Source organism: Spirochaetae bacterium HGW-Spirochaetae-1 (assembly GCA_002839375.1).
In the GTDB taxonomy this organism is placed as follows: domain Bacteria; phylum Spirochaetota; class UBA4802; order UBA4802; family UBA5550; genus PGXY01.
In genome coordinates this window covers 135,816-148,201 of record PGXY01000003.1, presented here as the reverse complement: position 1 = coordinate 148,201, position 12,386 = coordinate 135,816, and the positions used below count along the sequence as shown (strand labels likewise).

10 protein-coding genes are annotated in these 12,386 nt (G+C 45.6%); 4 read left to right on the top strand and 6 right to left on the bottom strand.

Annotation, left to right across the window (positions count from 1 at the left end; all coding sequences use genetic code 11):
- Positions 1 to 2: 2 nt before the first annotated feature.
- Positions 3 to 911, top strand: coding sequence for a peptidase M48 (locus tag CVV44_05300; protein PKL39638.1), 909 nt, complete (start codon positions 3 to 5; stop codon positions 909 to 911).
- A gap of 69 nt (positions 912 to 980) precedes the next feature.
- Here the strand turns inward: CVV44_05300 and CVV44_05295 are convergent, their stop codons facing one another.
- The 3 genes from CVV44_05295 to CVV44_05285 form a co-directional block, all read right to left on the bottom strand.
- Positions 981 to 1,937, bottom strand: coding sequence for a hypothetical protein (locus tag CVV44_05295; GenBank protein ID PKL39637.1), 957 nt, complete (start codon positions 1,935 to 1,937; stop codon positions 981 to 983).
- The gene (locus CVV44_05290; protein PKL39636.1) at positions 1,934 to 2,422 is read right to left on the bottom strand and encodes a chemotaxis protein CheD; all 489 of its coding nucleotides are present in this window, start codon (positions 2,420 to 2,422) and stop codon (positions 1,934 to 1,936) included. Before CVV44_05290 ends, CVV44_05295 begins: the two co-directional genes overlap by 4 nt.
- Before the next feature lie 90 nt (positions 2,423 to 2,512).
- Complete coding sequence (locus CVV44_05285; GenBank protein PKL39635.1) at positions 2,513 to 3,199, bottom strand: hypothetical protein; 687 nt, start codon at positions 3,197 to 3,199, stop codon at positions 2,513 to 2,515.
- A gap of 273 nt (positions 3,200 to 3,472) precedes the next feature.
- Here CVV44_05285 and CVV44_05280 point away from each other — a divergent pair, with 273 nt between their 5' ends.
- Positions 3,473 to 4,501 (top strand): oxidoreductase, encoded by a 1,029-nt coding sequence (locus CVV44_05280; GenBank protein PKL39634.1) that lies wholly within the window; start codon positions 3,473 to 3,475, stop codon positions 4,499 to 4,501.
- Positions 4,502 to 4,505: 4 nt separating this feature from the next.
- Here CVV44_05280 and CVV44_05275 read toward each other — a convergent pair whose 3' ends face one another.
- A complete protein-coding gene (locus tag CVV44_05275; protein ID PKL39633.1) occupies positions 4,506 to 5,081 on the bottom strand; it encodes a hypothetical protein in 576 nt (191 codons plus the stop codon).
- 204 nt (positions 5,082 to 5,285) lie between these two features.
- On the opposite strand from CVV44_05275, the gene CVV44_05270 reads away from it, so the two are divergent.
- On the top strand, positions 5,286 to 6,179 hold the full coding sequence (locus CVV44_05270; protein ID PKL39632.1) for a hypothetical protein: 894 nt from the start codon (positions 5,286 to 5,288) through the stop codon (positions 6,177 to 6,179).
- Between the two features lie 195 nt (positions 6,180 to 6,374).
- On the top strand, positions 6,375 to 7,547 hold the full coding sequence (locus tag CVV44_05265) for a carnitine dehydratase (protein ID PKL39631.1): 1,173 nt from the start codon (positions 6,375 to 6,377) through the stop codon (positions 7,545 to 7,547).
- Here the strand turns inward: CVV44_05265 and CVV44_05260 are convergent.
- Together CVV44_05260 and CVV44_05255 are read right to left on the bottom strand one after the other, a co-directional pair.
- Positions 7,542 to 7,784, bottom strand: a complete 243-nt coding sequence (locus tag CVV44_05260; GenBank protein PKL39630.1) for a hypothetical protein — start codon at positions 7,782 to 7,784, stop codon at positions 7,542 to 7,544. The genes CVV44_05265 and CVV44_05260 overlap by 6 nt on opposite strands.
- Positions 7,785 to 8,103: 319 nt before the next feature.
- Positions 8,104 to 12,018: a hypothetical protein gene (locus CVV44_05255; protein ID PKL39629.1), complete on the bottom strand. Its 3,915-nt coding sequence runs from the start codon at positions 12,016 to 12,018 to the stop codon at positions 8,104 to 8,106.
- Positions 12,019 to 12,386 lie beyond the last annotated feature (368 nt).

Sequence of the window (12,386 nt, the reverse complement as noted above, 5' to 3'; positions counted from 1 at the left end):
TTATGGGAAAAGGCAGGTGGATATTTTTCGTGTTGATCATCACCGCAGGTGCCGGGCTGGCTGCCCTGTTTTATCTGCATAAACCGCAACCGAAGCTGGATTCAACGCTCGCACCGGCATATATGCTTCTCGGTCATGCCACGCGGGGAATAAGCCGTGCGTTGACTGAAATAATAGCGGTCGATTCCCTGGATGAAAAGGAATATGGCGAGGCCATAAAGGCCCGGTGCGACGACCATAACGATTCAGGCGATAAAGATTATGTGTATGTGAACGCCGTCATGTCACAGATATCCCGGTTTGCCCGTAAACCATTTCCTTACCGCGTCTATATGCATGAAAGCTCGTCGCCAAATGCCTTCGCACTTCCAGGGGGTGTCATATTCGTTACCCGCGGGCTTATAAAAACACTGAAAAGTGAGGCAGAGCTCGCGGCAATTCTCTCACACGAGATGGGGCATATCGAGTTATCGCATTGTCTTGATGTCGTTCGTTTCCAGCTCCTCGCCGGGAAAACCGGCAATGAAACGCTTGGTAAAGTGGCCGATTTTGCCATGAACCTGCTTCTGCGTCATTCCTTCAGCAAGACGCAGGAGAATGATGCCGATAACTATGCGTTTGAACTTCTGATAAACAGCAAATATGATCCAGGGGCTGAAGGAAGGGCCTTCGCACGGTTTCTCCAGTACATGAAACAGAACGGGATGCGGGATGAAAGAGAGGCCAATATAATACGTGATTATTTCATGTCTCACCCGCCCATGGTCCTGCGCGAGGAAAAATTCAGCGAGAAGGCCGGGATATGGTGGAGAAAACACGATAAGGAAATTCGTTACGTGGGCACAAAAAATCTTAAAAAGAGGACCATAGAAGCGATTGACAGTGAGTATATCGGGCCGCCTCGGCTGTAATGTTGGAGGAGGGGTGCAGGGAGATAGGGCAAGAAAGGATTGTACCGGCGAAATGGTTCGCCCCTATTATTAATAGGGCGCAACATTTCTCAGCGTATACTCCATCTCCTTCCACTGTTCCTCGTAAATTTTCATATAAGCCAGGAGACTCACAATGATCACACGTTTTTTATTGCGGAAAGATACCACTATCATTTTATTTTCTTTTTTATCGCGGTCAAGAACCTCGCTTTCAAACCAGTAGCCGGCGGGAAGATATTTGATTCTTACGACGGTATGCTTCCTGGTCTCCAGTATCTTTTGAACAAAACGGTATCCTTCTTCCAGCGCCGGTGATCCTGTTTTAACGGCCATGACCTGTAGCGCGGCATCGTGCTCTGTAAGACCGGATACGTAGTAGGCGATCATGGTATCATACTGTCTTTTTTTATTAAATGACGAATACATGGGCAGGGTGATTTTTAACTGGGGGATATCTTCCTCGCGCCAGTCTTCGTCCTTTCCCGGTTTCGTCGTTGCGGGCAATTCGAGCTGGGCGTTGAAGCCCGATATGGCGGCGATATACCAGATGCCGTTATCGGTGCTTTTTTTAAATAGCAGGGTGCCCCGGGATTTTTCGTTTTTACGTGTATAGACAAGATCTGATATGGTGAGTATGGAACGATTGTCAAAAACCCTGTACATGCCCAGGGCGTTATTTTTTATACCGGTGTCAGCTTCGCAGTCATCAAAGGTGTATGCGCGGATATTGTCGAAGCGGATCTCCCCCCTTTCCCTGAGTGTTCCCATGAAATACAGGAATTTCGGCGATGACATCCATATCTGGCCGTCAAAGTTCATTTCCACAGGATCGATCATCTTCCTGATCTCATGGTACTTATTCTCATTGAAAGCCTGGAAGAAATGCAGTGTCATGGACTTTACCATTCGTTTGTCCTGGTATGTACAGGCGGACCACCGCGTTTCTTCAGCAGCGAAGAGTCCCGCTGACAGGACAATGATGGATAGGAAAAGAATATTTTTCATATAAACCATTTTCCTCTTTCCACGTTGGAGATCATGGTTCTGCCATCGGCGGTGAAGAGGGTGACGGTTCTGCTGATATCGCCCGCAGTATCCTCGCTCCTGATTTTTAGTCCCAGGGATCGGATCAGTTTTCTTGCCGTTTCAATATTCTTGCCGCCTATATCGAAAAAACGTTCATCCCTGATGACCCGGGCGCCTCCAATGAGTTTAACCTCCAGGCCCGACAGGTCCAGTGATCCCATTTTTTTTCGCATGGACGCTAATAGTTCAGGTATCCCCGTATCGGCGAAATATCCCGGTTTGATCCTGCTTTTCTCCTCGTTGATGTTGGAATCGGCCAGGGCAATATGGACCATGCCGCCTGTTTTGAATGCGGCATTGTAAAATACCACGGCAATACATGAACCCAGGGCATAGGTCTTGATGTTGACCCCGGGGTCATTTGAAACGCCCATGTCACCTATTCCCAGAACGAGATCAGGCATATATCCCCTCAGCAGTACAGGGTGTTGATGCCTCCCCTGTAATATTTATTTCTATCAAACTCATGTGGTTAGTTGTTCCTTGCATTATTTTTATATGCGGTTGTCGGCTTCACGGATTATTTTAGCTGCCAGATCCTGTACGTCTTTATCGTTCGGCAGGTTCTCCTTTAGCTGTTCCGCCAGGGGTATAATATTGGCAAGCGCTTCACGCTGCATGATGATAACTTTTTCCCAGTCTTTCTGTGTTTTGAAAAAGTGATCTATTTTCTGGTCCAGGGATTTGAGGATGGCATGTGTATCCTCGTCATCATTGATGCTGAGTCTTTCCATGAGTTTCAGGATTTCATTGTGGATGTTTTTATAGATATTGATAGCAGTCCCGGGGTTGAGGAAGGCCTTGTATCCCAGCAATCTCTTAATGCAGTCCAGAAGTTCATTCTGGGTGAAGGGTTTTATCAGGTAGTCAAAGGCCCCCAGTTTCATGGCCTCAATGGCCGTTTCAATGGAGGCAAAACCGGTCATCATTATAACTTCAGTGTTGGGCAGGTTTTTTTGAGCATACCTAAGAAGTTCCATGCCACCTTCATCGGTATTGTCGTATAGGCCCGGCATATTTTTATCGGTTATAATGATATCGTAATCGTTGCTTTTAAGTCTTTCAATGGCGGACTGGGCATGGTCCGCCAGGTGGATGGTATAATCAGTCTTTTTAAGGTATTTATCCACCTGTTTCAATGAAAGTTCGGAATCATCGACCACCAGAATTTTTGCTTTCATGGCATACCCCTTATAAGGATGATGGATTCATCACCCGTTTGAATCTTTGATAAAGCATAGGGGCAGGGAGTACATTAATCAAGCAAAATATCTCAATACAGGTTCTTTCTTCGTTGACCTTTTGCGGGTAATACCTATACATAGTATATGCATAAATTACGCTCCGATGTACAGTCATGGGGCACTGTGCAGAAATAATCAGAAAGCAATCAAAATAATATATAGAAATAATCCGACGGGAACCACAGCTGAAAAGCATCATGGGAGGTGATTATGGATAAAGAAACTTTTAAAGCAATGATTGTCAGGGAAAAATCCGACGGCACCTTTGAGCGGGAGATCGGCCGGGTAACGACGGACGATCTGCCTCCGGGAGACGTCCTGGTGCGCGTAGATTATTCATCGCTGAATTATAAGGACGCTCTTTCGTGCACGGGGAACCGGGGCGTGACGAGGAAATATCCCCATACTCCCGGCATCGACGCGGCCGGGATCGTGACGGAAAGCGGCAATGAAAGTTTCAAACCCGGTGACAAGGTCGTCGTTACGAGCTATGATCTGGGAATGAATACTTGGGGAGGCTTTTCTCAGTACATACGTGTTCCTGCGGGGTGGGTGGTTCCACTGCCGGGAGGGCTTACGCTGCGCGAGTCCATGGTGTATGGCACGGCCGGTTTTACCGCCGGACTTTCCGTATACCGTCTTATCGAGCACGGTAAAATTAGGCCCGGTGACGGGACGGTCCTTGTGACCGGGGCCATGGGAGGCGTGGGGAGCCATGCCGTGGCGATTCTCAGCCGTGCTGGATATCATGTAACGGCCGTGACCGGGATAATGAACGATCCGGGTAAGGAATTTGATCCGGATCAGGAATATCTGAAAAAACTTGGGGCCGCTGAAGTGCTTCCCAGGGAAAAAGTCGATGATACAACGGGTAAAGCAATGCTGCGGCCGCAATGGGCCGGTGTCATCGATACGGTGGGAGGAAATGTGCTTTCCACGGCCGTGAAGCAGACCGCGTACGGTGGGGCCGTTACCAGCTGCGGCAATGCCGGCGGCCAGGACCTGAGTCTCACCGTATTTCCCTTTATCCTGCGGGGAGTGGCCCTCCTGGGTATTGATTCGGCCGATTGTCCCAGGGAGCACCGGGTGGCCATATGGAAACGGCTGGCCGCTGAATGGAAGGATGCCGGTCTTGACAGCCGGGCATCGGACTGTTCCCTGGAGGAGCTCAGTGGTTTCGTGGATATAATTCTTCAGGGAAAGCTGAAAGGGCGGAAGGTCGTTAATCTTTCCCTGTAGCCGGTTAGTCAGCCTTTCTTATCCTTTCCAGTGATTCCTTCTTTTCCAGGGTGATTGCACTGAGCCGTTTTCTGTACTGGTCCAGAAGAAAGGCATGCTTTTCCCGGTCCTTTTCAGAAAGTGTATTGCCGTACCGGTCCAAGATAAACTCCAGCAGTTCCACCGTATCTGCCGTGATCTCTGACTGTTCATTGTAATACCGATGTACTTCATTTTCCGAGGCCCGATTCGATATAATTCTGCCATAAACCCGGTTCCGTCTTTCCCGATCCTCATTTTTCCTGGATTGCTCTTCAGAGTTCATTGCCGGCAGTGCCCTGTTGCGGGGGAATTCCCGGCGAAGAATATACGGATCGAGGCCATACATACCCTTCATGTCTTCTTCGTCTTTTACCTCGTCGTCATGAAAAGTATTTGCCCTTTCATATCCGGGCTTCGTGTCAGCAGAAATTATTATTTGGAAAAAACCTTTTTTTACGGAAGCGTCCGTATTCTGCCGGGGAATGAATATATAGAATAACACGGAGCATATAACAACGATGAGAAGTATGCCTGTCCTTATAGTACGACTCTTTTCCATAAAACACCTTTTCGAATAAAAATAATAATACATTTGTTGGGCAATTGTAATGAACCGGGAATAAAGTTGTCCATTAAAAAAAAAATACTTTTTTGAAACATGTATTGCTTTTTACATTATCCCGGTATAAAATAATTCCGGAGTCGGTTGCAATGGAAGTGAAGTCTCTTTGATGCTTTTAAATTTGGTTCTACCGGAGGTATTATGAAGCGAAAAGGAATTATACTATTTCTTTCGGCATTTCTTATGTGTGCGTCCATGTTGTATGCCCAGGATGATCCTGCCGCGGAAGGCGGTGGGAATGTCAATGTTCCGGGCTGGTATCTCAATACTAATTTTGGTTCATCAATTAATTATCTGGGCCTTGCGGTTAAAGGTGAAATTTATTACCGCATGCCGCTTATCAATGATTCCGGGATGCTCTGGAAATCGACAAAACTCGATCTTGGTGTCCAGGAATATCTGAGTCCCACCTACACAAGAACATCGGCCTTCGTGAAGATCGAACCCATCGCCTTTTTTGATCTTGCGGCCTATGCCGGTTATGATTATATGTATAAAATCGGCGACAGCGATCTCATCGCTACGGGTTTCATTCCCATGGCATCGCCATCTGCGGAATACGATTCCGATGCACGTAAACTTATTGAAGGTAAATCAAAGGGAGGTTTCCGGGGATCGGTTATCCCCACTCTGAAAATTGCACTGGGGCCCGTTGCCGCCCTCTATTCCTTTGAATTGGAATATCATGATTATAACTATAGTGGTTATTATTATGATCCCAGCACTTTCATAATCCACAAAGGAAGCGACATTCTTTACCGAAATGATGTAAAAGTCCTGTATAAACTGGGGCCCTATGGAACCATAGGAACATTCCGTGTGGGTGTTAACTGGAATGATTGCTGGATTGACAGTTCTGAGAAACACAGCATGAAACTGGCTGCCATGGCCCTGTACACACCGGCCTGGGCATCGCTGGATTCCACAACGCAGCCTTATTTTGTTCTCCTGGCGGGATCGCATCTCCAGGACAAATATAATGAAGGCAAACCCTACATTGCTCTCCTGGCTGGTGTAAATTTCAAACTTTTCTAAGGAAAAGGGGCGCAGGGAAAAGGATTTTTCAATACTTGAAAAATTACAAGACCGGGGTTTGCCCCGGTTTTTTTTGAATGTGGCTTGACGAAGAAGCAGTGATGATCTATGTACTATCAGTAAAATAATTGCAGTGCTTCCCGAAAAATCTTATAATCTCGGGAATCGTGCGGTAGAAGGATCGGGCAAGATACGATGAAAGCACCACTGGATACTCTTAAGATACTGGATTTTACGTACCTGCTGCCGGGCCCTTTCGGCTCCATGCTGCTGGCGGATCTGGGGGCGCAGATCATCAAGGTGGAAAATCTCCGGCAACCCGACCTCATGCGCTATGCTCCTCCCCTGGTTGACGGTGTGTCCGTTCTCTATGCCCATGTCAACCGGGGTAAAAAATCCCTGGCCCTTGACCTGAAACAGGAGGAGGCGCGCGGGATAGTGCTGAACCTGGTCAGGGAATACGATATCGTCATTGAGCAGTTCCGTCCCGGCGTCATGCAGCGCCTGGGCCTGGGATACGAAGATCTGAAAAAAGTAAATGATTCCATCATATATTGCTCGCTTACCGGGTATGGACAGACCGGCACTTACGCGGCTCGTGCCGGCCATGATATCAACTACCTGGCCCTCTCGGGCCTTGATTCCTTCTCGGGCCGAAGGGAATCGGGGCCGGGACTCTCGGGGATACAGATAGCCGATATAGCCGGAGGATCAAAGAATACGGCCATGGCCGTAATGGCTGCCGTAATCCGGAGAATGACCACGGGGAAGGGTGATCGCATCGACATATCCATTACCGACAGTGCCTTTTCCATGACGGTAATGAGCACGGCTCCCTTTCTTGAAGGGGGACCCGAGCCGGGACCGGAATCGGAGATGCTCAACGGCGGTCTGCTCTATGATTATTATCGGACTGCCGACGGCCGTTATCTCTCCGTTGGGCCCATCGAGGGAAAGTTTTTTGACGAGTTCTGTTCGGTCATAGGACACCCCGAACTGGCGGAAAGGGGAATCGGGAACCGTGAGGCAAAAGGGCTCATAGCCGGCATCATAGGCGGGGATGACCTGGAGCACTGGATTGCGAAGTTCGACGGCCGGGATGCCTGCGTGGAGCCGGTACGGCTTTTGTCTGAGGCTATTGTCTCGCCACCTATTGTCGAGCGTGATATGATTGTTTCCGTCAGGAATGAAAAAGGAAATACTTTGAGGCAGATGGGTAATCCCATCAAGTTCGGTTCCGGTCATTATTTCGGGCGTGCCGCCGGAACCTCTATGGGATATCATACGCGTGATATTCTGCGCGGCCTTGGATACAGCGAGATGGAGCTTGATACTATGCTGCAAAAAAACATTATCGGCGTTTCATAAATCGCCGGTCTGCAGTCGTTCCTCGATGGTATACACGTTGATGCGCTTGCCGTATCTTCCCAGCGCCATGAATTCCTTGTCGATCAGTTTTTTAATACAGTCGGGAATGTTCTGGTAGTTTCCCCAGATGTGTATTTCCTTTGTTATGAACTCTTCAAGCTCCACCCTCTTTTCCCTGTAGATGGCGTATTGCACCATGGATTCAGTGTTTTTATTTAGTACTGACTTTTTTATCATAGCAGACACCTGGATTAGAATATGCGGTCAATCCCACTGCACGCGGGATGACCAGTAAATACCGAGAAGAAAACATGTAATGCCGATCATTACCAGTGATATCGTCATGGTGTAACCTCCTGGTTTCCCCCTTTTGTTTATCGGCAGAAAGCCGTGAAATACCGCGATAAGGAGACATAAGCTGGAAAAAAAATTGATGGAAAAAACAAATTTTTTGAAAATACTATTTGTGCCCCATCCAGGGCATCTGGGGGTATTTTGATTTGAAAGGAAAAATCTGAAAATTTACTATTTGAGTGAGGTGCCCAAAAATAAAAGTTCAGTTTCTCTGAAAACCGTAGCGTTTATACAGCGCAGATAAATCCTCGGATGTCGGGGGATTCTTTACGATATCAGACAGATCATATAATAAATCGGACATATCCCGCCAGAGAAGGGCGTTTTCTCCATGAGTTATTTCGCAGGTTGAAAAATCATACAGGTCCTTAAATATCTGTTCACTGGAGTAGCTGGTATGCATACTCTTTACCGCGTAATGCAAAAGGCTCGAATCGTTTTCAAGGAGCAGGAGCATATTATCAATGAGGTTGACATAATTTTTGCCGCTGTCCGTGTCTCTTAATATCTCATGAATCACCGGTAGAAAAGATATCAATTTGTACATCGCATCGTAATCAGAATTTTCTCCGTGAAACTGCCATTCATTGCCGGTATATCGCCCGAACAATTTTCCTATTGTATACATAACGCCTTCAATCTCTGATTCGGATAATTGATTGCCCAGCACTGCTTCCATGATGTTGATAATGTTGGCGGTAATATCTTTTTCACCATTAAGAAACTCATGCAGCGTCTCAATTGATGAATCAAAATCTTCCCACCGCTGATCATCGGAAAATATTGGTCCATCATACTCCAGGATGTCATCAAGCAAGAGGTCTTCTTCCCGAGGCGTGAACATCCATGTATATGGAGTGGAGTCGATAAGGGAGAGGTTTTTCTCCGATATTTCACTTTTTGTGGTTCCAATCGATGTCATACATTGTTCAAGACCCAGGAATAAATTTTTCCGTGCGGCAGTCATCTGAGAATTTCCGCATTTCTGCAGGATGGAAATGATCCGGGACAGAAGGTTCGTTTCATCGGTGATAAGGGGGATCAATCCATCAGAACCCGAAGTAGTATTTCCCGAAAGGACGCTCAGTATGCTCCGAAGATTGTTATTGGGCAGAAAAAAATCCGCACTCGTTTTCTCTACTATATTGGGAGTGAAATAGGAGAAAACGCCAAGGCTTTCGTCCTCCACTCGCTGAATCCAGCGTTTGCCCCAATAGGCGTCATCTCCGGGAGAATGTTCCAGGTCTTCCATGTAGCGCAGATGAGGTTTTGTCAAAGGAAAGATTATTCCCTCCAGCAATTCCGATATGGGCAGTTTGTGTTTTTTAGAGTAATTGTAATTATAGCCCGATGCTGGTACATTGTATTGACTCATGTCACGAAGAGTTCCGGTTAACGCGACAATGATGGGGAGTAGCCTGTTTCTATTGTCCCATGTCGGGCTTGATAAATTGCCTATATCGGAAGAATCAGCTTCCACCATTTCTTCCTGAAGAAAGGCGAGACGAAGTACCGTCGGTATGCTGCAGGCAATTGCGCCAGGGAATGCGAATCCCTTTCCTATCAGATTATCAAACATTAAATCGGGGGTGAATATTCCGCCATACGGATTTTCCTGTGTGAGCAGGAGAATCAATCTGCCGTCGCCGGGTATATGCGATTCCATATAATCGGGGTTGTTTCCCGTGGGAATGTTGCCGATTCCGATATTTGAATTTGAATATTTAGCGATTGGAAAATCCGATTCATTGGAAAGCCAGTATGCGTTTTTCGGGCCTTTGCGGGAATTAACAAGACCCAAAAAGCCGTTTCCCTCGGTAAACATGAATCCTGCAATTTGTATTACTGACGACATATTGATATAGAGCGGAATGATGAAAGTCAATTTTTTGTCAAAACAGAGCCACTGGTAATTGCGGAATATTGCCTCTTCCTGGGATTTGCATTCCCTTATTGGATTATTCTGCTTTATTTTTTCTTCCAGAATAAAATTTGAAGCATTGCAGCTTGTTTGTCCTTTTAATATGAACTTGTTGCCGGATTTGACGAGACAGGATCCATCGGGATTAACCGGAGGTGCGGCATAATATGTTGTTCCCAACTGTTTATATTTGACCAGGTAGTAATCCGATTCAATCTTATCCCTGTATCTGTTTGAACGCTGGCCCGTATCATCGCTGATATCGTTACCCGATACGGGATAGTAATATTCCCATGTTTCCGCATTCGATGAGGGCTTGTATACATACGCGTATATTTCTTTATTCGGTTTGTAATATATTTTGACAGTACGTAATCCTTTACCGGGCCAGTTGAAAGAAGTTGTGCCTGTGCTGTCAGGCGCATGGTAAAACGGTCCTTCGCCATCCCAGCAGGCACGGGGAATTAATGAGAGAAGAAATTCGGCGGTATTTACCGCTCCGAGGCCGTCGGCAACTTTGGGGAAGTAGGTCCGGAAATCATTGTTTGAGATATTGTCTTTTGTTGAAATGGTCGTTGTGTTTGACGTCGGTGTTATGGATGTTTCGCCACCATTGGGAAGTCCGGCGTCTCCGGCGCAGAGTGATGGAACCAGAAGCGCTATCGGGTAATCGGCTCCCATGTAAAACTTATGCTGTGCCATTGCCGAATGCGAAAAGATTTTTGAACTTCTGGATATATTTTCCGCCTGGCCGATTCTATCGTCGAGCGCCATATCATATAAATTCAGACCCGGGCATAAAGCATTCGACGGCATATCCAGGGAGTAAATGATATCGTTGATCGTCAGTATGCCGTTTGTGGAAATACCGTGTCCATGATTGGAGTTTACAGAAGGCTCGCCATCACTGCTTTTGCGTGAAAGAAAACCGAACTTATATGCTGTTGAGATTGAATATAAAAAGTGGTCAAAATATGATAGCCTTGTTGTTCCGTAATCAGTTCTCCTTTTTCCCCATGCGTTATAGTCGATCATCCTGCGCAGTGAAGGTTCTAATTCGATTCGTGAATAATCAATCCCCGCCTGATTTAATTTATCAAGAGAACAGGTAAAGGCCTCGAGGGGAGATTGACCGGTTGCATTATAGGCAATGGAATAATCGGGAACTGCCGATGCCGTGTCGTCGGTGCGGATAAAGAGTTTGACCAATGAGGGAAACATTTCCCTGATCGTCTCTTTAAGCTCGGCGTTGACATACATGCCGCCACTGTCGCAGTAATAATCGCTTGTATTGTACCCATCTCCGTCCGCTGAAAAATAATATGCCAGATTATAAACGGTATTTTTAGCGACCTGGGTTATCACATCAGGCTTTATTAATGATTTAACATCTTCGCGAATTATATCATAAATAGTTTCCCGTAACGTTTGATCATTTGATGCGAGTCCATACAGACCGGTAAAAACTTTAATGGTGCCTTTGACTAAATTGCCCATATCGGTATTCGTATGATTAACCGGGTCAATTGATTTTCGGCTGGTTATAACGTTGCCTTCCGTATCAAGCCAGATGGGATAGTCATTGGTGATCAGGAATTTGCTCAGTTCTGTACTGAAATCTATGAAATCATTTTTGAAATCAGGATCGGATATATCCTCAATGAAATCTTCAATCGATTGTTCTATGTCGCCGGGGTTCTTCTCCCTGTTATATTTCAATACCTGTTCGATAATTTCCAATGCGTCATGACTAATATCGCTATTATCCAAAATTACATCTATGGCACGATAAAAATTCTTTTCGTGTTCGATGTCGCTGTTTGCGTAAAATCCCAGGTCGGAAGGATTGTTGTAATAGCAGATATCTTTTTCGATTATCATGCCGAGAATTTTTGCTATTTCTTCGGTAAAAGATACGGACTGATCGCTTAAGATGCTGCTGATATTAATACAGAACAAATCGAGTTCCGTTCCGTTCTGGATGAAATCGCCGAGCTTTTTATTGGCAGGGACGGAGTCTAAATTGTAAATGGCTTCATTTATGGCAGGGTAATTGTCAAATATATGCAAGAGATCATAAGGCGGGTCCGGATTGTTTTTCTGAAATGATCCGAGGTCGGTTCCGGAACATGAAAAGAAAATCAGACATAAAAATAGGATTGTGAAATATGAGATTTTGTAATAAAGAAACTTCATATCACTCCTCCTGCTATACTTTTCAAAACTTGAAAACACAAGTCCTATTTCAGTAACCGACCGGTCGGAAGCGTTATTAAAGTGTTAAAAATTTTTTGGAAAAATTACCCCTCTATGTGATTTACACTTTTTGTTAATTATGATTAGTTCAGGAACAAGAAGGCTTTAGAGTGCAATTCAATGAATATATAATATAAAATTGCCTGGAGAATTATCGGAATCTATGCTAGTTTATTGTACATGCCATCAGTAATAATGCAAGCATAATTCTCAACAAAGAGCATAAAATGTAAAAAAAATTGAAAAGACAGCCAATAAAAGTATATATAAGCACATAACGTATATAAAAATTAATAATAGGATCTTCG